20 protein-coding genes are annotated in these 20,378 nt (G+C 61.1%); 3 read left to right on the top strand and 17 right to left on the bottom strand.

What is annotated here, in order from left to right; genetic code table 11:
- Window positions 1-382: 382 nt before the first annotated feature.
- On the bottom strand, window positions 383-1,960 hold the full coding sequence (rny, locus tag DWY95_RS03520) for a ribonuclease Y (protein ID WP_097791613.1): 1,578 nt from the start codon (window positions 1,958-1,960) through the stop codon (window positions 383-385).
- Window positions 1,961-2,282: 322 nt separating this feature from the next.
- The gene (locus DWY95_RS03515) at window positions 2,283-4,043 is read right to left on the bottom strand and encodes a tyrosine-protein phosphatase (protein ID WP_118552384.1); all 1,761 of its coding nucleotides are present in this window, start codon (window positions 4,041-4,043) and stop codon (window positions 2,283-2,285) included.
- A gap of 171 nt (window positions 4,044-4,214) precedes the next feature.
- On the opposite strand from DWY95_RS03515, the gene DWY95_RS03510 reads away from it, so the two are divergent.
- On the top strand, window positions 4,215-4,583 hold the full coding sequence (locus DWY95_RS03510) for a RidA family protein (protein ID WP_118552382.1): 369 nt from the start codon (window positions 4,215-4,217) through the stop codon (window positions 4,581-4,583).
- A 139-nt stretch (window positions 4,584-4,722) separates the two neighbouring features.
- Here the strand turns inward: DWY95_RS03510 and DWY95_RS03505 are convergent, their stop codons facing one another.
- From DWY95_RS03505 to DWY95_RS03495, 3 genes are all read right to left on the bottom strand, one after another.
- Window positions 4,723-5,322 (bottom strand): ECF transporter S component, encoded by a 600-nt coding sequence (locus DWY95_RS03505; RefSeq protein ID WP_118552380.1) that lies wholly within the window; start codon window positions 5,320-5,322, stop codon window positions 4,723-4,725.
- Between the two features lie 122 nt (window positions 5,323-5,444).
- The gene (locus DWY95_RS03500) at window positions 5,445-6,416 is read right to left on the bottom strand and encodes a Gfo/Idh/MocA family oxidoreductase (RefSeq protein WP_097791609.1); all 972 of its coding nucleotides are present in this window, start codon (window positions 6,414-6,416) and stop codon (window positions 5,445-5,447) included.
- Between the two features lie 23 nt (window positions 6,417-6,439).
- A complete protein-coding gene (locus DWY95_RS03495; protein WP_118552378.1) occupies window positions 6,440-7,318 on the bottom strand; it encodes a type III pantothenate kinase in 879 nt (292 codons plus the stop codon).
- A gap of 199 nt (window positions 7,319-7,517) precedes the next feature.
- Between DWY95_RS03495 and coaBC the strand changes: the two genes are divergently transcribed.
- A complete protein-coding gene (gene coaBC / locus DWY95_RS03490) occupies window positions 7,518-8,714 on the top strand; it encodes a bifunctional phosphopantothenoylcysteine decarboxylase/phosphopantothenate--cysteine ligase CoaBC (RefSeq protein ID WP_118552376.1) in 1,197 nt (398 codons plus the stop codon).
- 93 nt (window positions 8,715-8,807) lie between these two features.
- Here coaBC and murC read toward each other — a convergent pair whose 3' ends face one another.
- Window positions 8,808-10,184 (bottom strand): UDP-N-acetylmuramate--L-alanine ligase, encoded by a 1,377-nt coding sequence (murC, locus tag DWY95_RS03485; RefSeq protein WP_118552374.1) that lies wholly within the window; start codon window positions 10,182-10,184, stop codon window positions 8,808-8,810.
- A gap of 336 nt (window positions 10,185-10,520) precedes the next feature.
- Here murC and DWY95_RS03480 point away from each other — a divergent pair, with 336 nt between their 5' ends.
- Window positions 10,521-11,363, top strand: a complete 843-nt coding sequence (locus DWY95_RS03480) for a DegV family protein (RefSeq protein ID WP_097791605.1) — start codon at window positions 10,521-10,523, stop codon at window positions 11,361-11,363.
- 61 nt (window positions 11,364-11,424) lie between these two features.
- Here the strand turns inward: DWY95_RS03480 and atpC are convergent, their stop codons facing one another.
- The 11 genes from atpC to DWY95_RS03425 form a co-directional block, all read right to left on the bottom strand.
- Window positions 11,425-11,826, bottom strand: a complete 402-nt coding sequence (atpC, locus tag DWY95_RS03475) for an ATP synthase F1 subunit epsilon (protein WP_097791604.1) — start codon at window positions 11,824-11,826, stop codon at window positions 11,425-11,427.
- Between the two features lie 3 nt (window positions 11,827-11,829).
- The gene (gene atpD / locus DWY95_RS03470; protein ID WP_097791603.1) at window positions 11,830-13,224 is read right to left on the bottom strand and encodes a F0F1 ATP synthase subunit beta; all 1,395 of its coding nucleotides are present in this window, start codon (window positions 13,222-13,224) and stop codon (window positions 11,830-11,832) included.
- A 19-nt stretch (window positions 13,225-13,243) separates the two neighbouring features.
- On the bottom strand, window positions 13,244-14,092 hold the full coding sequence (gene atpG, locus DWY95_RS03465) for an ATP synthase F1 subunit gamma (protein ID WP_097791602.1): 849 nt from the start codon (window positions 14,090-14,092) through the stop codon (window positions 13,244-13,246).
- An 18-nt stretch (window positions 14,093-14,110) separates the two neighbouring features.
- Window positions 14,111-15,631, bottom strand: coding sequence for a F0F1 ATP synthase subunit alpha (gene atpA, locus DWY95_RS03460; RefSeq protein ID WP_118552372.1), 1,521 nt, complete (start codon window positions 15,629-15,631; stop codon window positions 14,111-14,113).
- Window positions 15,632-15,679: 48 nt separating this feature from the next.
- Entirely contained in the window at window positions 15,680-16,219 is a 540-nt protein-coding gene (gene atpH, locus DWY95_RS03455) for an ATP synthase F1 subunit delta (RefSeq protein WP_097791600.1), read from the bottom strand.
- Window positions 16,216-16,722, bottom strand: coding sequence for a F0F1 ATP synthase subunit B (atpF, locus tag DWY95_RS03450; protein ID WP_097791599.1), 507 nt, complete (start codon window positions 16,720-16,722; stop codon window positions 16,216-16,218). Before atpF ends, atpH begins: the two co-directional genes overlap by 4 nt.
- 39 nt (window positions 16,723-16,761) lie before the next feature.
- Window positions 16,762-17,043: an ATP synthase F0 subunit C gene (gene atpE, locus DWY95_RS03445; protein ID WP_055187653.1), complete on the bottom strand. Its 282-nt coding sequence runs from the start codon at window positions 17,041-17,043 to the stop codon at window positions 16,762-16,764.
- A gap of 41 nt (window positions 17,044-17,084) precedes the next feature.
- On the bottom strand, window positions 17,085-17,828 hold the full coding sequence (locus DWY95_RS03440) for a F0F1 ATP synthase subunit A (protein ID WP_118552370.1): 744 nt from the start codon (window positions 17,826-17,828) through the stop codon (window positions 17,085-17,087).
- Window positions 17,829-17,831: 3 nt separating this feature from the next.
- On the bottom strand, window positions 17,832-18,332 hold the full coding sequence (locus DWY95_RS03435; RefSeq protein ID WP_097791597.1) for an ATP synthase subunit I: 501 nt from the start codon (window positions 18,330-18,332) through the stop codon (window positions 17,832-17,834).
- Window positions 18,333-18,349: 17 nt separating this feature from the next.
- Complete coding sequence (locus DWY95_RS03430; protein WP_097791596.1) at window positions 18,350-18,610, bottom strand: AtpZ/AtpI family protein; 261 nt, start codon at window positions 18,608-18,610, stop codon at window positions 18,350-18,352.
- 338 nt (window positions 18,611-18,948) lie between these two features.
- Entirely contained in the window at window positions 18,949-20,367 is a 1,419-nt protein-coding gene (locus DWY95_RS03425; RefSeq protein ID WP_097791595.1) for a glycogen/starch synthase, read from the bottom strand.
- Between the last annotated feature and the right edge of the window lie 11 nt (window positions 20,368-20,378).

The following is a 20,378-nucleotide window of genomic DNA, read 5'->3' as shown; positions in this document are numbered from 1 at the left end:
TTCTCTCCGTTTTTGTGGCATATTTTACAAAGATAATACCACACTTCAAACGATTTTCAAATAGATTGCTTGAAAATTTTGTTCCTTGACCCGCCAAACTTGCCGCCCTGCTTTTGTGCATTTTGACCGTCCGGCTCAAAAATCGACTAAAAACCGCGCAGAAAGTTCTCGTAAGCAGAGGGCCGCCCGCTCACTCCTGCCGTTCGCATCGACCGCCGGAGTATCTTCCCCCACCAGTGCAGGCCTGAGCGATGGTACAATGGCAATGGCACGGTATCCCCTCTCCTCAGTCAAAACCACCAGCCTAGCTGGTGGTTTTGACTCGCTCAAGCTAACTAAAAGAAGCCCGCTGCAACCATACAGCGGGCTTCGGGAAAGGATCTTATTTTGCGTAATCGACGGCGCGGCTCTCGCGGATGACGTTGACCTTGATCTGGCCAGGGTAATCCAGCGTGTCCTCGATCTTCTTTGCGATCTGGCGGGCCAGCAGGATGACCTGATCGTCGCTGATGACATCGGGCTTGACCATGATGCGCACTTCGCGGCCTGCCTGAACAGCAAAGGCCTGCTCGACGCCCTCGAAGCTGGAAGAGATCTCCTCCAGATTTTCCAGACGCTTGACGTAGCTCTCCACGTTCTCACGGCGGGCACCGGGGCGAGCGGCGCTGATGGCGTCGCAGGCCTGGATGATGAAGGCCAGCGGGGTCTTCGGCTCCACATCGCCGTGGTGGGCCTCGATGGCGTGGATGACCTGGGTGTTTTCCTTGTACTTGCGGCAGATGTCCACACCGATCTGCACATGGCTGCCCTCGATCTCGTGGTCGAGCGCCTTGCCGATATCATGCAGCAGACCGGCACGGCGGGCCAGCGTGACGTTCACGCCCATCTCGCCTGCCAGCAGACCGGCCAGCCAGGCCACCTCCATGCTGTGGGTCAGAGCATTCTGGCCGAAGCTGGTGCGGTACTTCAGGCGGCCGATGAGCTTGATGAGGTCGGGGTGCAGGCCATGGATGCCAAGCTCCATCACGGCCTTCTCGCCCTCGCGCTTCATCTGCAGTTCCAGATCGTGGCGGCACTTCTCCACCGTTTCCTCGATGCGGGCGGGGTGGATGCGGCCGTCGCCGATCAGGCGTTCCAGGGTCATGCGGGCCACTTCGCGGCGGGTCTGGTCGAAGGAGGACAGGGTGATGGCCTCCGGGGTATCGTCGATGATGAGGTCCACGCCGGTGGCCGTTTCCAGCGCACGGATGTTGCGGCCCTCGCGGCCGATGATGCGGCCCTTCATCTCATCGCTGGGCAGCGGCACCACGCTGACGGTGGTCTCGCTGCAATGGTCGGCTGCACAGCGGGCAATGGCCTGCCCGATGAGGTTGCGGGCCAGATTGTCGCAGTTCTCCTTCAGGTCGGTCTCGTAGGCTGCCACACGGACGGCCTTTTCGTGGGTCAGTTCCTCGTCCACCTTGTGCAGCAGCACTTCGCGGGCGTCTTCCTGGCTCAGACCGGCCAGCGTTTCCAGCCGCTCCATCTCCTTGGCGCGGATGGCGTCCACCTCCGCCAGATGGGCGTCGGCTTCCTCGTTCTTCTTCTTCAGCTCTTCTTCTTTTTTCTCCAGAGCTTCGGTCTTGCGGTCCAGAGCTGTTTCCTTCTGGTCGATGCGGTTCTCCTGACGGGTGATCTCAGCGCGGCGCTGCTTGATCTCCTTGTCGGCTTCCGCCTTCTGGGCGTCCACCTCCGCTTTCAGGCGGAAGGCCTCGTCCTTTGCTTCCAGAACAGCTTCTTTTCGTTTTTGGTCTGCGGTCTTGATCGCTTCGTTCACCAGCCGGGTCGCCTCGGCTTCGGCGCTGCCGATCTGGGCCTCGGCGGTCTTTTTACGGTTGTTATAACCAATAAAATAACCCCCGCCGATGCCGGCAGCAGCTGCGATCACGGCCACGATCAAAACCAATGCGATCGTGGGCATCGTGTTCACTCTCCTTAACGTTAAAGTTCAAATTCAACGAAATGCTGGAGACGCTGCCGGGCAAGGCGTGGGCAACAAGACAAAATCAAGCTCTCAACACAAAAGAAGCCGGACTGGAACACACCACCGGAAAGACCCTTCGGGTGCGCGTTCTGCACTTCTTTTTTATTTACAAGGTTTTCATATAAAAACGGGCAGATGAAGCCCCATTGAAATTTGGTTGCGGAATACCCCTGCACACAGCGTCATGGATTCCATACTACTTCTTATATTACGAAACATTTGAAGCAATGTCAAGGGAAGCGGGCGCAATTTTGAAAATTTACTCCAGATACATCCGCCGCAGCCGCATCAGGCGGGCCGGGGTCAGGCCGTATTCGGCTTCGAGGTAGGCCTCGGCGCTGCCGCATTTCTCCCGGATGGCGGAGAGCACCAGGTCCACCGATTCGGGGTGCACCCCTGCGATGCCCTGATAAAACTTCTTCTGTTCCGGGCGGGCAGCGATCTCGTCGGCATGTTCGGCCCAGATCTTTTCCAGCTCCGGGCGGCGGCATTCGTTCGTCCGGACGAAATCCTGACGGATCGTCTCGTCCGAAGCGCCCAGCGCCAGCAGGATCAGCATAGCCGCCACGCCGGTGCGGTCCTTGCCGCCGGAGCAGTGGAAAAGCACCGGGGTCTCACCCACTTCCAGAGCGCGGAACAGCTCCTTGTAGGCCTTGTTGCCAAAGAGCATCTGCCGGTACATGGCATCGGCCATCCGGCGGCCTTCGTCCGGCTTGCCTTCCAGCAGGCGCTCGCGGTCCTCCGGCGAGAAATCCACTTCCTTGCCGTCGTCCAGGCAGAGCCCGCAGATGCGCACCATCCGGGCACCGTCCGGCACATAATCCGGCGTCTTCTCGGCCTCCTGCCCGCTGCGCAGGTCGAGGATGAGGCGCAGCCCAAGGGAATCCAGCAGCTTCCGGTCGGCGTCGCTCGTCAGCAGACCGGTGGGGATGCCCCGGTAGATCTGCCCCCAGCGGACATGTTTGCCCTCATCGGCCGGGTAGCCGCCCAGCTCCCGGAAGTTGTTCCCGCCCGCAAAGGGCAGCTGGGTTCCGGGCGTGGGGTGGGGCGCAGGCTTTTCCACCGCCGTGCTGGACAGCACCGGACGGCTGTAGAACGGCTTGGCCGGGCGGCCCCGCCGGGGCGGCAGCGATGCCGTACCGCCCAGCACCTCCATCAGGTAGCTGCGCAGCAGGTCCAGATAGGCCGAGTTGTGGTCCCGCCGCTGCACCATCGAGACGCAGAGCGGCGGCATATCCTCGATGAGCACATCGCGCACCCGGTCCAGCTCCCGCCGTGCCCCCGGCTCGTACCGGGTCAGGCAGGTGCACAGCTGCTCCTGCACCAGATAATAGGCCTGATAGAAACTGGGGCCGATCTCAGCGTCGGGCGCAAAGCCCGCCTTGGCGCAGGCGTCCCACAGGGGCGCAAACAGGTCCTGCCGCAGGCTGGGCAGCAGCACCCGCTGCCCCCGCAGCGCTGCCAGCGGCACCCGCTCCTTTTCCCAGAAGGGGTGGCCGCGCGGCACCAGCAGGCAGGCGGGGTCTGCCCGCAGGGTCGTGCGGGCCAGCACCTGCGCCGCGCAGCCCAGGTCCATGACCAGCCCCGCATCCAGCTCGCCCTGCTCTACTCCGTCGGCCACGGCATCGTTGTCCAGCAGGCGGAACCGCATCTCGATGTGGGGGTACTGCTGGCGGAACTTGTCCAGCTGGGTCTCCAGACCGGGCAGATAGTCCGGCACCAGCGAGACGCTGATGCCGATGCGCACCGGCTGGGCGGACTGGATCTCGGCATGGAGGGCCGCCTGCATCTGCTGGAACTGCTCCACCACCGGGGCCGCATGGCGCTGCAGGCTCAGCCCCCGCTCGGTGAGCGAGAGCTTGTGATGGGCGCTGAGGAACAGCGGCCCGCAGAGTTCGGCTTCCAGCGCGGTGATGCTCTGCCGCAGCGCCTGCCGCGACAGAAACAGCCGCTGGGCCGCGCGGGTGTAGTTCATCTCCTCGCACAGGACCAGAAAATAATGCAGCTGGCGGATATCCATGGGGCTCCTCCTGAAACAGTGGTTGGTACATAAAGAATACCGCCTTTTGCGCGGAATGTAAAGCCGGACGGCGAAAAAAGTGCCGAATGATTGACAGCACCCGCCCGCCGGGTGTAGACTCAGCATAGCAAACACATTTCACATCTCAGATGAAGAAAGAAGGAGTATCCTATGAAAGTGATCGCTACAGAAAAGGCCCCCGGCGCCATCGGCCCCTACTCGCAGGGCTTTCTCACCAACGGTTTTGTTTACACCTCCGGCCAGATTCCGGTGAACCCCGCCGACGGCACCATCCCCGAAGGCATCGCCGCACAGGCGGAGCAGAGCTGCAAGAACGTCGGCGCCATTCTGGAAGCCGGCGGCAGCGGCTTTGACAAGGTGGTCAAGACCACCTGCTTCCTGGCCGACATCGCGGATTTTGCGGCCTTCAACGAGGTTTACGCCAAGTTCTTCACCTCCAAGCCCGCCCGCAGCTGTGTCGCCGTCAAGGACCTGCCCAAGGGCGTCCTGTGCGAGATCGAGGCCATCGCAGAGGCGTGATCCGCCGTCCGTACCCGGTTCCGGGTGCTGCATGAAGCTGCAAAAAAGCCAGAACTGCGCTGCCGTTTGGCAGACCAGTTCTGGCTTTTGTTATGTTATGATCGGGCCGGACGCGCTGCCCTGACGTGTGGCGCGTCGGTTACTTCAAAAACTTGTGCACAGCACGGGCGACGATGCCGCCCAGGATGCCGGACACCAGGAACTCGGCCACGCCCTGCACACCGACCAGCAGGACGACGAACATGAACGGGTTGGCCGCGCCCTTGACGGACACGAGGTTCTGGACATAGTCGCAGCCGTAGAAGGCCAGCACGATGTAGCCCATGAAGAACAGGGTATTCAGGGCCGGGGCGCACATGGCGCTGAGGATGTAGCTCCAGGTGCCGGGCTTGTCCAGCTTCTTCAGGCCGTTGAAGATGAGGCCGACGCACAGGCCCATCAGCACACGCATCCCCACGCAGAGGATGAAGGTGTTGACCGGGCTGACCTGGAACAGGGCCCCGGTCATGGCCGAAGCGCCGGTGATGGCGTCATAGAAGCTCACCGCGCCGAACACGCCGCCCAGGATGGCACCCGCAGCGGGGCCCATGGTGATGGCACCCACGGCGATGGGAAGGGTCAAAAAGCTCATGTAAAGCGGGCCCATGGGCACACTGCCCAGGCCGATGGCCTTCATGACCAGCTCGATGGCGACCAGCAGTGCCAGCCGGGTGAGAGTACGAAGATCGTTGTTTTTCATTCTGTTTTCCTCCTGCTGCCGTTCCGCCCTTACGTCGGATACGGCGCAAACCTGCCCGCTCTATGCGGGATAAATTTTGTTTATACGGACTTCAGACACGCTTGTCAGGGCATTGTCCGTGGTCAGAACTTGAGTCCTGCTGACCGCCGGGCCACGGTCAGCACCTTGCTGACGGCCACAGAGGTATCCAGCATCCGGCTGCAAAGCTCCTGGTCCCCGCCCTCGATGGCGCGGGCGAACGCATGGAACTCGGCCGCCTGCCGGGGGCGGCCGCCGTTGAGGTTGTAGTGCTCTTCCTTGCCCTCATTGGGGTGGAAGGTCACACCGCCGCACCAGTTGGCGGTGGATTTCTGCAAAATATAGCCCTTCGTGCCCTGGATGACATACCGGGCCGGGGCGCCGCAGTCCTTGGCGGCGATGCTCACCGCACGGAAACTGTTGTATTCCATGGTCAGGATGCCGCTGGTGTCGATGCCGCGCTCGATGTTGGCGGTGTAGTGCACCTGATTCGGCTCGCCGAACAGACCCACGATGTAGCTGATGTTGTAGACGTTCAGGTCCATCAGCGCACCGCCCGCACGGGCCGGGTCAAAGGAGACCGGCGTCTCCCCGGCGCAGAAAGCATCGTACCGGCTGGAATACTGGCTGAAGTTGCACTGCACCAGCTTCACTTTGCCTACGCGGGGCAGCAGTTCGCGGATCTTGTTGTAATTTTCCAGATACTGGGTGGTCATGGCCTCGAACAGGAAGACCTTCCTGCGGCGGGCCAGATTCGCCAGCTCCTCTGCCTGCAAGGCATTGATGGCCATCGGCTTTTCTACGATGACGTGCTTCCCCGCCTCGATGGCCACCTTGGCATAGCGGGCGTGCTGGTTGTTCGGCACGGCCAGATAGACCACGTCCACGTCCTGTAACAACTCAAAATAGTTGGTGGTATGCTGGGGGATGCCGTACTGTTCGCACAGCTCCCCCGCCGCCTCTGCGCTGCGCTGGGTGCTGCAGATGCACTGTACCGTAAAAGGCGAGTCCGCCCCGGTCAGCCACGGCAAAAATTCCCGCACGATCATGCCCGTGCCCAGAATCCCTAATTTCATTCTCTTCTCCATCCTGTCTGTCGTCAGCCTGCTTTGGCCTCATCCTCGCGGCGCTCCCGGCGCTGCGGGTGGGGTCGGCGGGCGCGGCGGAAGTTCTGGTTCCGCTTTTTGCCGCCGCCTGCGTGGTGCTGCGGCGCGTTCATCTGGTACAGGAGCGCCAGACCCTTCATCAGCAGTTCGGGGTCGTAGGTCAGCGGGTGGCGGCAGAGCGGGGTGACGTATTTGGCCAGACCGCCGGTCACGACCAGCGTTGCCGGGCGGCCCAGTTCTTCTTCGATGCGCTGGGTGATGCCGTCCAGCAGCACCGCTGTGCCCAGCACCGAGCCGGACAGCATACAGCTCTCGGTGTTCACACCGATGGCGCTCTTCGGGGAGCCGAGACGCACCTGCGGAAGCTGGGCGCAGCGCTCCCCCAAGGCCCGCAGCCCGGTGGACAGGCCGGGGCAGATGACGCCGCCCCGGAACACCCGGTCCTCATCCACCACATTGAAGGTAGTGGCCGTTCCCAGGTCCACCGTGATGACCGGCAGCGGGAACTTTGCCGCCGCATAGGCAGCATCGACCAGACGGTCCTTGCCCACGGTATGGGGGTCGGGCACGCCCATGGTCAGGCCGGTGCGGATGTCCGGCGATACGATGACCGGCTTTTTGCCGGTGTAATGGCGGGCGCACTCGGCCAGCGCCCCCGTGATCTGGGGCACAACGCTGGTCAGCACCGCACCCTCAAAGCGCATGGGGCGCTCCGGGTGGCGGCGGTGCGAAAACACCTTTTCCATCTCGGCGCGGTACTCCGCCGCCGTGCGGGTGCGCACCGTATCCATGTGGGCCACAAAGCATACACGTCCGTCCTTGATGCCCCCCAGGGCGACGGTGGTGTTGCCTATATCAATGGCTAAGATCATATTTGGGAAACCTTTCTGAAGATACGTACAACCTCTCCGTCTGCTTCGCGATGACTGAGAGGTTCCTTTCACTCTAAGTCAAGGGTTATTTTACCGCATTTTGCCTTCCGTTACAAGTGCTGCAAAAAGATTTTATTGTGCTGGCGGCAATTTTGCATTATACTAAAGGGAGCAAACCAGAGATTTGGGAGGTTTTTGGATGGATCTGAACGGAAAATGCGTCCTTTTGGGCGTCACCGGCGGCATTGCCGCCTATAAAATGGCGAATGTCGCCAGCGCACTGCGCAAGCTGGGGGCCGACGTCGAGGTCATCATGACCCGGAACGCCACCCAGTTCATCACCCCCATCACGTTTGAAACGCTCACCGGCCACAAGTGCATGGTGGACACTTTCGACCGGGATTTCAAGTTCGAGGTCACCCATATTGCACTGGCCAAAAAGGCCGACGTCATCCTCGTTGCACCGGCCACGGCCAATGTCATCGCCAAGATGGCCCACGGCATCGCCGACGACATGCTGACCACGACCGTCCTCGCGGCCAAATGCCCGAAGCTGGTCTCCCCTGCCATGAACACCGGGATGCTGGAAAACCCTATCACCCAGGACAACATCGCCACGCTGGAGCGTTACGGCTTCACCGTCATCCCGTCCGAGAGCGGTGTGCTGGCCTGCAAAGATGTGGGCAGCGGCCGCCTGCCGAAGGAAGATGTCCTCATTGAGTACATCCTCCACGCCATTGCCTGCCCGAAGGACCTGATCGGGCTGCGCATCGCCGTGACGGCCGGCCCCACCCAGGAGCCGCTGGACCCTGTGCGCTACCTGACCAACCACTCCACCGGCAAGATGGGCTATGCCGTAGCCCGCGCCGCCGCGATGCGGGGCGCAGACGTCACCCTCATCCACGGCCCCACGGCCCTGCCGCCGGTCCGGTTCACCGAGGATGTGCCCATCACCACCGCACAGGACATGTACGACGCCGTGACCAGCCGCTTTGACGCAATGGACATCCTCGTCATGGCCGCTGCCGTAGCCGACTACCGCCCCGCCACCGTCGCCGACGACAAAATCAAGAAAAAGGACGGCGACCTGTCCATCCCGGTGGAACGCACCGCCGACATCCTCGGCACCATCGGCCCCCGGAAGACCCGGCAGTTCCTCTGCGGCTTCTCGATGGAGACCCGCGACATGCTGGAAAACTCCTCGGCCAAGCTGACCCGGAAGAACCTCGACATGGTGGTCGCCAACAACCTGAAGGTGGCCGGTGCCGGTTTCGGCGTGGACACCAACGTCGTCACCTTCATCACCCCGGACGGTGCCCGCGAACTGCCCCTCATGAGCAAATCGGACGTCGCCGACGCCATTCTGGACGAGATTTTGAAACGGCGGAACGGGTGAACAGACGGTTCGCATCCCACAAAAAAGCTCCCTGCCGCACATTTTGTGCCCGGCAGGGAGCTTTGGTTTTATTGGTCACCGGATGCGGCAGTTTCAGTCCTTTGCCACCATCATTTTGCTGGCCTTGTAGATATCGCCGCAGCCGAGGGTGATGACGAGGTCCCCTTCGCGGGCATTGTCCTTGACCCACTGCGCCGCAGCTTCCAGGCTGTCCACCAGGACTGCGTTCGGGATCTGGGCGGCCAGCTTGGCGCTGGTGATGGAGGGGTCGTTCGGCTCACGGCTGCCCATGATGGGGGTCAGCACTGTGATGTCGGGGATCTTGAAGACATCCACGAAGTCGTTGAACAGCATCTTGGTCCGGCTGTATGTAAACGGCTGGTGGACAGCGATGAGGCGCTTGTAGCCCATCTCGCGGGCCGTGGTCAGGGTCGCACGGATCTCGGTGGGGTGGTGTGCGTAGTCGTCCACGACCACTGCACCGTTGCACTCACCGTACAGCTCAAAGCGGCGGCCTGCCCCCTTGAAGTTCAGGGCTGCATCGGCGCACTGCTCCACGGTCAGGCCCGCAAAGCGGCAGACGGCGCACATAGCCAGCGCATTGTACACGTTGTGACGGCCAGGCACCGCCAGACGGATGTGGCCGGTGACCTTGCCCCACTCCTGGAGGTCGAACTCAAAGAAACCGGGCTTGTACTCCTGCACATTGACGGCACGGTAGTCACCGTCGTTGTCGATACCAAAGGTGCGGACGCGGCGGTCCAGGGTGTACATAACATCCATGGTGTTCTTATCGTCGGCGTTGGCGAAGATCATGAACCGGGTCATCAGGGCGAAGCGCTTAAAGGCGAACTTCAGCTCGCCCATGCTGCCGTAGTAGTCCAGATGGTCGTTGTCGATGTTCAGCACGACCGACAGATACGGGGTCAGCTTGAGGAAAGTCTCGGAATACTCGCAGGCCTCGATGACGATGTCGTCGCCCTTGCCGGCCTTGCCGTAGCCGCCGATGAGGGGCAGCTTGCCGCCGATGACGGCAGAGGGGTCGCGGCCTGCCAGCTCCAGCGCCGTGGTGATCATGGACGTGGTGGTCGTCTTGCCGTGGGTACCGGAAACGCAGATGCTGTCCTTATACAGGCGGCTGACATAGCCCAGCAGGACGCTGCGCTCCACGGTGGGGATGCCGTAGGAAACCGCCGCATTCAGCTCCACATTGTCCTTCGAGATGGCAGCCGAGTAGACCACGAGGTCGGTGCCAATAACGTTGTCGGCGCTGTGGCCCAGCGAGACCTTGACGCCCATCTCCCGCTCGTACTGGATGATGCTTCCGTCCAGCACATCGCTGCCGGAGATCACATAGCCCTTGGCGTTGAGGATCTGGATCAGCGGATACATGCCGCTGCCGCCGCAGCCAATGAAATGGATCTTCTTCACATTATCAAGCAGATGCTTGGTATAGTCGGTAACAAACATAATAAGGCAACCTCCAAATAAACATAAAACGGCCGCAGCGCAGACCGATCTCATTTTGATCCATCGTGTGGTACTACTTATTATATAATTTTTGGCGGACAAAATAAACAGTTCCGAGCGAATTTTCGGAAAGAACCATAAAAAACCGGTTTATTTTGTGACAACTGTACACAAATGCCAGCCTTTTTCCGCCAGAATCAGCGATTCACAAAAGATTCACATTTCATTTTTATGATCGCCTAACAAACTTTAAGCTTTTGTGCTATGATAATTCAGGATTTTGAAGAGACCAACGCGCTGCGGCCCGGCCCGGCGAACAGAAGAGGAGTATCGAACATGAAGATCAAGATCACTGCGGACAGCACCTGTGACCTGTCCGAAACGCTGCTGCGGCAGTGGAATATCTCGCTCATCCCCATGCACATCCTGATGGGCGAGGAAAGCCTGCTGGACGGCGTTACCGTCCGCCCCGCCGATGTGTTCACCCATGTGCAGAACGGCGGCAAGATGCCGAAATCCGCTGCCCCGAACCTCGTGGAGTACACGGATTTTTTTGCGCCCTTTGCTAAAGACTACGATGCCGTCATCCACATCTGTGTCGGGTCCAAGTTCTCGTCCTGCTGCCAGAACGCAAAACTCGCCGCGCAGGAGTTCGGGAACGTCTCGGTCGTGGATAGCGAGAACATCTGCACCGGGCAGGGCTATCTCGTCCTGCGGGCAGCCAAGCTCGCGGCGGACGGCCTGCCGCCCCGGAACATCTGTATGCGGCTGCAAGCCCTTGCCAAGAAGGTCGATCTCAGCTTCGTGCTCAACCAGTTGGACTACATGGCCAAGAGTGGCCGCTGCTCCGGCGTACTGGCCTTCGGGGCCAACATTCTGGGCATCAAGCCCAGTCTGGCCGTCATCGACGGCGAGCTGAAGGTGGTCAAGAAGTACCGCGGTCAGCTTCCCATCTGCGTGGGCAAATACATCACCGAGAAGCTGGCTGACCGAGACGACATCGATACCAGTGTCGTCTTCCTCTCCTCCTGCCAGCCCAAACCCGGCTGTTTGGAGGCCGTCAAGGCCGGGCTTGCACAGTACGGCAAGTTCGAGCAGATCATCGAGACGGACATCGGTACCACCATCGGCGGCTACTCCGGCCCCGGCACCATCGGTATCGTTTTTGCCACAAAGTAAATCGCACCGCGCAAAAGCACCCCACCGGCAGCAGGCGCTGCGGATGGGGTGCTGTTTGCTGTTACGGGTGGATGGAGGTGCGGACGAGGGCGCGCTTCAAGCGGGCCTGGGCCAGCTCATAGTCGCGCTTGTCCAGATTTTTCTGTGCCAGAAGCTCCTCGGCGCGCTTTTTGGAGGCCTCGGCGCGGGCCTGGTCGATCTCCTCGGCCCACTCCCAGGTGGTGGCGACCAGCCGGACAGTTCCGTCCAGCACGGTGAGCATCCCGCCCATGCAGGCAGCACGGCGGCGCTGGCCCTCCGCGTCCACGATGTGGGCCTCGCCCATGCCCAGCGCGGTGCAGTAGTCGCCGTGCTTGGCCAGAATGGCAAGGTCACCGTCGATGGCGCGGCAGACCACCCGCTCGGCCTGCCCATCAAAGGCACAGCCGTCCGGCGTGACCACCGTCAGATGAAAGGTCGTCATGGTTTACCCTTTCTTCGCCTTGGCGAACACATCGTCGATGGTGCCGGCGAACAGGAATGCGCTCTCCGGCAGGTCATCGCACTCGCCGTTCAGGATCATCTTAAAGCCGCGCAGCGTCTCCTTGAGCGGCACATACTGGCCGGGCATACCGGTGAACTGTTCGGCCACATGGAAGCTCTGGGACAGGAAGCGCTGCACCTTGCGGGCGCGGCTGACGGTCCGCTTGTCTTCCTCGCTCAGCTCGTCCATGCCCATGATGGCGATGATGTCCTGCAGTTCCTTGTAGCGCTGCAGCACCTTCTGGACGGCGCGGGCGATCTCGTAGTGCTCCTGACCCACGACTTCGGGGCTCAGGATGCGGCTGGTGGAATCCAGCGGGTCCACAGCCGGGTAGATGCCCTGGGATGCGATGTCACGGCTCAGGACGGTGGTGGCATCCAGATGGGTGAAGGTAGTGGCAGGGGCCGGGTCGGTCAGGTCATCGGCGGGAACGTAGACGGCCTGAACGGAGGTGATGGAGCCCTTGCGGGTGGAGGTGATGCGCTCCTGCAAAGCACCCATCTCGGTGGCCAGCGTGGGCTGGTAGCCGACGGCGGAGGGCATACGGCCCAGCAGAGCCGACACCTCAGAACCGGCCTGGGTGAAGCGGAAGATGTTGTCGATGAAGAGCAGCACGTCCTGATTCTTGACATCACGGAAATACTCCGCCATGGTCAGGCCGGACAGTGCCACGCGCATACGGGCTCCGGGAGGCTCGTTCATCTGGCCGTAGACCAGCGCCGTCTTGTTGATGACGCCGCTCTCGGTCATCTCGCCGTAGAGGTCGTTGCCCTCACGGGTGCGCTCGCCGACGCCGGTGAAGACCGAGTAGCCGTTGTGCTCGGTGGCGATGTTATAGATCAGCTCCTGGATCAGAACGGTCTTGCCGACACCGGCACCGCCGAACAGGCCGATCTTGCCGCCTTTGGCGTAGGGGCAGATCAGGTCAACGACCTTGATGCCGGTCTCCAGGATCTCGGTGGTGGACTGCTGCTCCTCATAGCTGGGAGCCGGGCGGTGGATGGGCCAGTAGGCCTCGGCCTCCGGGGCGGGCTTGTTGTCCACCGGCTCGCCCAGCAGGTTGAACACGCGGCCCAGGCACTGGTCGCCCACCGGCACCTTGATGGACTCGCCGGTATCCACGGCGTCGGTGCCGCGCACCAGACCATCGGTGCTGCTCATGGCAATGCAGCGCGCCACATTGTCGCCGGTGAGCTGGGCCACCTCGACGATGAGCTTCTCGCCGTGGTTGTCGATCTCAATGGCGTTGAGCAGCTCCGGCAGCTCGCCATCCTTGAACTGGATGTCCAGCACCGGGCCGATGACCTGGATCACCTTGCCGATGTGTTTTTCGGACATAGGCTACAACTCCTTACTTTCAAATCTCCGCGCCGGCCACGATCTCGGTGATCTCCTGCGTGATAGCAGCCTGACGGGCGCGGTTGTAATACAGATTCAGATGGTCGATCATTTCGCCCGCATTCTTGGTCGCGGCGTCCATGGCGGTGCGGCGGGCGGCCAGCTCGCTGGCCACGCTCTCGCACACGGCACCGTAGACGATGCCCGCGACATATTCGGGGATGATGGCACGGAACACTTCCTCGCTGCTGGGCTTGTACAGGATCTGGCTGCGGCGGGCCGCTGCCTTCTGCTCCTCGGTCGGCTCGATGCTCAGGGGCAGCACCTCCATTGTGGCGGCCGTCTGGGTCATCATGGAGTCGAACCGGGTGTAGCAGATCTTCACGGCGTCGTAATCACCCTTCAGAAAGCCCTCGGTGATCTTCCGGGAGAGCGAGAAGCACTCGCCCACCGAGATCTCCGCCGCCAGCAGCACCTCGTCGGTGAACAGGTCGGCCTCGTGGTGGGCGAAATACTCCGCCGACCGCTTGCCGATGGGCAGCACGGTCACGGGGCCCTGCTGGGCCTCGGCCTGTTTCAGCACGTTGCTGTTGTAGCCGCCCGCCAGGCCGCGGTCGCCCGCGATGACGATGAGCAGCGTCCGCCGGATCTCGTCCCGGCGCAGATACGGGCTGCGGGCGCGGGGGTCCGCTGCCGCAATGCCGGTCAGTGTTTCGTGCAGGGTCTCAAAATAGGGGCGGCTGTGTTCGACACGCTCCTTGGCACGGCGCATTTTGGAGGAAGCCACCAGCTCCATGGCCTTGGTGATCTGCATGGTACTTTCTACGCTTTTGATGCGCAGCTTGATGTCCTTCATGGAACCTGCCATGCGTTACGCCTCCTTCCCTCAGTGCGCCTTGACGAAGCTCTCGGTGTAGGTGGACAGAACGCCCTTGAGTGCTTCCTCGGTATCCTTGTCCAGATTGCCGGTGGTGCGGATGGTCTCCATGACCTTAGCACCGTCGGCACTGTTGTCGAGATATTCGTACAGGCCCTTTTCGTATTCCGCCACGTCCGGCACCCTGACCTTGACGAGGTAGTCGTGGATGGTGGCATACAGAATGGCCACCTGCTTTTCCACTGCCACGGGAGCCGAACGGTTCTGCTTCAGCACCTCCACGATGCGCTCGCCCTGTGCCAGGCGGGCCTTGGTGTCGGCGTCCAGATCGGAGCCGAACTGCGCAAAGGACTGCAGCTCGCGGTACTGGGAGTAGATCAGCTTCAGGGTGCCCGCGACCTTCTTCATGGCCTTGATCTGTGCGTTGCCGCCGACGCGCGACACCGAGATGCCGGGGTTGACGGCCGGCATGACGCCGGAGTGGAACAGCTCGGTCTCCAGGAAGATCTGGCCGTCGGTGATGGAGATGACGTTCGTCGGAATGTAGGCGGAAACGTCACCCGCCTGCGTCTCGATGATGGGCAGAGCCGTCAGGCTGCCGCCGCCCAGCTCATCGGAGAGCTTGGCCGCGCGTTCCAGCAGACGGGAATGCAGATAGAAAACATCGCCGGGGTAAGCTTCACGTCCCGGCGGACGGCGGATCAGAAGCGACAGGGCACGGTAAGCGACGGCGTGCTTGGACAGGTCGTCGTAAATGATGAGGACATGCTTGCCCTTGTGCATGAAGTATTCGCCCATGGCACAGCCGGAATAGGGGGCGATATACTGCAGCGGCGACAGCTCGGACGCCGTGGCGGACACCACGATGGTGTAGCCCATGGCACCGGCTTCGGTCAGGCTCTGCACGAGGTTGGCAACGGTCGAGCGCTTCTGGCCGATGGCGACATAGATGCACAGGACGTCCTTGCCCTTCTGGTTGATGATGGTATCGGCTGCGATGGTGGTCTTGCCGGTCTGGCGGTCGCCGATGATCAGCTCACGCTGGCCGCGGCCGATGGGGATCATCGAGTCGATGGCCTTGATGCCGGTCTGGAGCGGCTCCTTGACGGGCTGGCGGTCGATGATGCCGGGGGCCTTGCTCTCGATGGCGCGGAACTCGGTGGTCTCGATGGGGCCTGCACCGTCGATGGGCTGGCCCAGTGCGTTGACGACACGGCCGATCAGTGCGTCGCCCACCGGCACGGAAACGACCTTGCCGGTGCGCTTGACGGTGCTGCCTTCCTTGATGCCGACGTCGGAGCCCAGCAGAACGATGGAGACGGTGTTCTCCTCCAGGTTCTGGGCCATGCCGTATTCGCCGTTGTCAAACTGAAGCAGCTCGCCTGCCATGCACTTTTCCAGACCGCTGGCGCGGGCGATGCCGTCGCCCACCATGATGACCGTGCCGACTTCGCTCTGCTCGATCACGTTCTCATAGTGCTTGATCTGCGCCCGGATGATCTTGGAGATTTCTTCAGGTTTCAGTTGCATTGTCTTGTGTTCACCACTCAATTCTTTTGTTCAAAATCTTGGGGCGGATTAAACGGTAATGCCTGCAATGCTGCGGCGCAGGCTGGCCAGCCGGTTCTTGACCGTGCCGTCCAGCTCGGTGCCCTCGATGTCCAGCCGGATGCCGCCCAGAACGGCTGCATCCACTTTGGTCCTGAGGTCGATCGTTTTGCCGGTGACAGCCTCCAGCTTCTCGTGCAGGCGGGCGGTCTGGTCTGCCGACATGGGCACGGCCGTGACCGCAGTTGCTTCGAGGATGCCATGCGCCTGATTGTATTTCACGCGGAAGGCCCGTGCGCAGCCGGGCAGCTCCCGCAGGGTGCCCTTTTCGCAGAGGATCTTCACAAAGTTCAGCACATAGAGGTGGACTTTGCCCCGGAACGCCTCGTCCAGCAGGGCGCAGCGCTCCTTTTTGGGGATGCTGGGGATGCTGAGCAGGTGGAGATACTCCGGGTCCTGTTTCAGGATGTCCGCCACCGCGTCCAGCTCTTCCAGGATGCGGGTCTCAAGCCCTTCCTCCGCGGCCAGGTCGTACAGACTTCCGCCGTACATCCTTGCGATCTCGGTCATGATGCTTCACCCACATTTTTGATAAATTCGTCGATCAGGTCCTTGTGGTCGGCTTCCTTGATCTCGCGCTCGACCACCTTGGAGGCGATCTCCATCGCCATGCCGCCGATCTCGTCCTTGGCCTCGTTGACGGCCTTCTTGCGCTCCTGCGCAATGTCGGCCTCGGCCTTCTGCTTCAGGGCAGCGGCCTGGGCGCGGGCCTCACCCAGCAGCTCTTCGCTGCGGGCTGCGGCGGTCTTCTGCGCCGACGCCACGATCTGGTTGGCCTCGTTGCGGGCATTCTGCAGGTTCTGCTCATACTCCGCCTTCATGGCCTCGGCCTCGGTGCGGAGCTTCTGGGCGTCCGCGATCTGGCTGTCGGCCTTGGCCTTGCGCTCGGCGATGACCTTTTTGACCGGGTTCAGCAGCAGCTTTTTGAAGATCACCAGCTGGATCATCAGGTTGCAGATCTGGGCCAGAAAGGTCCAGCCATCCAGCGTGATCAATGCCTGATAAAGTTGCATAAGCGTCTCCCCTTTCGTTTCTTATTGTTCGGGGAGTGCTCAGCCCAGATAGTTCATGAACATGCCGGGTGCGAGGAAGATCAGCAGCAGGCCGGTGACGAAGCCGTAGATACCGGTCGTCTCAGACAGTGCAACGCCCAGGATCAGGGTGCTGGTGACATCGCTCTTGCATTCGGGCTGGCGGCCAACGGCCTCACAAGCCGCAGCGGCGGCGTTGCCTTCGCCGATACCAGGACCGATACCTGCGATCAGTGCCAGGCCTGCGCCGATGCCGCAGCCTGCCAGAGCGATACCACGAGCCAGAAGTTGAAAGTCAGTCATAATAGTGTCCTCCTGAAAAATTGTTTTTGGGGGATGCCGGCTCAGTCTTCACCGGCAGCACGTTTGATGAAAATGGTGGTCAGGGTACAGAAGATGAATGCCTGGATGCAGCCGCCGAACCAGTCGAAATACAGGCCCGTAAAGGCCGGGATGCCGATCTGGAACAGCTGGATCTGGCTCAGAAAGCCGGGCAGCCAGCCGAATATGACATGGCTCAGGCTTGCCAGCGCCCAGTACAGCAGGGTGGAGATGACTGTGCCGGACAGGATGTTGCCAAAGTGACGGAACGCCATGCTGACGGGGGTCGAAAGCTCCGACAGGACGTTGATGGGTGCCATGATGAAGATGGGGTCGAGCAGGCCCTTCAGATACGAGAGGATGCCGTTCGTCGTGATCTTGTAGTACATGATGAGGACGAAGACGACGATGGCCCACGCAGCCTCGGTATTGAGGTCGGCCGTGGGGCTCCACAGGCCCACCACGCTGATCAGGTTGCACCCGATGCTCAGCGCGAAGATCGCGCCGACCAGCGGGATATACCGGTCAAAGTGTGTGCCCATGTTTTCGTGCACGAACTGATCGAGCCGTTCCACGATGAACTCGGCAGCGGCCTGCCGCTTGGAGACATTTTCCAGTTTCAGGTCATGCCCCAGCCAGAAGGCCAGCGCCGTCAGCAGCGCCATCACGATCCAGGTAGTCACAAGGGTCTGGGTGATCTTGAAATCGCCCAGAATGGGGATATCCGTATGGATGGTATACAGGATCTTTGCGCCGTTCAGTTCCATTTGTTAGGTTTCACCCCCTTTTTCGCCGGGAGCTTCGGCCTGCGCGGCGGCCTGCACCGGTTCGTCTTCCACCGAGACGTCCTGTGCGGGGGCTGCCTGCGCAAGGGGCTTGTACTTGCCCGTTATTTGCAGGTAATAAATGGTGATCCGCGGGAAAAACAGCGGCAGGACACTGGCAAACGGCTGGAAGCAGGGCGCGGCGATGGCCACGATGACCCAGACGGCCTGCAGCAGCATCCGGCTGTTGTGGGAAAGCTGTAGTTTGGCTTTGCGGCGCTTCTCATCCTGCTCGTCGATGATCTTCTGCACCACGAAGCAGATGCCCGCAAAGTTTGCGATGGCGACGGCTGCACCCACCAGACCGCCCAGCACGACCGTGTAGTCGAACCGGACCCAGCCCACCAGGTGCAGCGCTGCAAAGAGCACCCACATGGCCGCCGTACAGATGGCGGTGCCGCAGGCGATGCGCAGCAGTTCCTTTTTGGACTCCGGCTGCAATTTCATAGCAAACCCTCCAACGTTCATTGATGCGAATTGAAGCCGACACGAGAAGTCTTCTCCTTTTTGGCGCGTTCCATCCGCTCCCTGGCAAAGACCCAGAAATTTTGTGCCCCTGCGGCCAGCCCCAGAAAAACGCCCGGAAGATACACCCACTCCGGCCAGCCCCAGCGGTTCACTGCCCACCAGCAGCCGCCCAGACAGAGCAGCAGCGGCAGCAGCATGGACAAACCCAGCTGCGTCAGCCACACGATATCCTCCAGTGCTTTGTATAAGCCCTTCAACGGCGTTCCTCCTTCTGGTCTGCCCGCCGCAGGCACCCCATGCGGCGGCTCTTTCGCAAAGGATCTCTTCCATGCAAGACCCTCATAGGGATAGTATAATTCAAACCGTCGGTTTTTTCAATCAATTCTCCACCAAATTCTGTGAAATCTTCATAGTTTGTTTATACTTACTTCACAACTGTCCTCCCCCGGTGGATTTTTGTCCGCCGTTCATCGCATCCTCCACAAAAAAGTGATAGCGTCTTTGTTCAGTCTGCCCCTTGACAGCAAAAAGCCCCGCCGGGCCCCTGTGCAGTACAGAGGCCCGGCAGGGCTGGAGTGTATGGAATTGGTCGAATTTACCAGAGGTTTGCGGTCTCGTTGTACAGACCCTCGTAGCTCTTGGCCGAGAGGTCCCAGCTGAAGTCGCATTCCATGTCGTGCTTGACGAGGTTGTGCCAGTCTTCCTTGTTGTAGTAGCGGTCCTGTGCACGGCAGCAGGCGTCATACAGCTCGTGGGCGCTGTAGCCTGCAAAGGTGAAGCCGTTGCCCTCGCCGAGGGTGCAGTCGTGAATGGAGTCGCGCAGGCCGCCGGTCTCGCGGACGATGGGAGGCGTGCCGTAACGGCAGGCGACCATCTGGGCCAGACCGCAGGGCTCGCTCTTGGACGGCATGATGAAGACGTCTGCACCGGCGTAGATCTCCTGCGACAGTGCCGGCTCGAAGCCGATATAGGTGCCGACGCGGCCGGGGTGGCGGGCGCACAGCTCGGAGAAGAAGTTCTCATACTGGCTCTCGCCGCTGCCCAGGATGACCAGCTCGATGCCGCGGTCCACCAGACCGTCGGCAATGCTCTGCACCAGGTCGAAGCCCTTCATGCCGACCATGCGGCTGACCATGGCGAAGACGGGGCTGCCGTCCTTGTTCAGGCCGAACTTGTCCTGCAATGCTTCCTTGCACTTTGCCTTGCCCTCTTCAAAGTTGGTGATGTCGTAGTTGAAGGGGATCTTCGGGTCGGTGGCGGGATCATTCGCCTCCATGTCAATGCCGTTCAGGATGCCGCACAGCTTATACTGCTTTTCGCGCAGCAGGGCATCCAGACCGTAGCTGAACCAGGGGTCCAGGATCTCCTGTGCATAGGTGGGGCTGACGGTGGTGATCTTGTCAGCCGTCTCGAAGGCACCCTTCATGAAGTTGGCGCAGCCATCGTACTCGACGATGTGCTGGTCGCGGCGGCCGATGCCGCAGGTGTCCTCCAGAATGTCGGTACCATACTTGCCCTGATAGGCGATGTTGTGGATGGTGAAGATGGTCTTGATCCGGTTGAACTTGTCCAGATGACGGTAGTACAGATTCAGGTAAACGGGCACCAGCGCGGTCTGCCAGTCGTTGCAGTTGATGATGTCCGGGGTGAAGTCGATGTAGAACAGGGTCTCCAGCACGGCGCGGGAGAAGAAGGCGAAGCGCTCACCGTCATCGTAGAAGCCGTACAGACCGCGGCGGCGGAAGTAATACTCGTTGTCGAGGAAGTAGTAGGTCACGCCGTTCACTTCGGCCTTGAACAGGCCGCAGTACTGGCTGCGCCAGCCCACCGGCACCGAGTAGTTGGTGACGTATTCCAGCCGGTCACGCATCTTCAGGTCGCCGTACAGCGGCATGATGACGCGGGCGTCCACGCCGTCCTTGACCAGAGCCTTGGGCAGAGAGCCTGCAACATCAGCCAGACCGCCGGATTTCGCAAAGGGAGTTGCTTCCGAAGCAGCATAGAGGATTTTCATAAGATCGCTCC

Source organism: Faecalibacterium sp. AF28-13AC (assembly GCF_003478405.1).
GTDB classification, from domain to species: Bacteria; Bacillota; Clostridia; order Oscillospirales; family Ruminococcaceae; genus Faecalibacterium; species Faecalibacterium prausnitzii_E.
The sequence above is the reverse complement of the archived record's forward strand: the minus strand, read 5'-3'. Positions and strand labels throughout refer to the sequence as shown.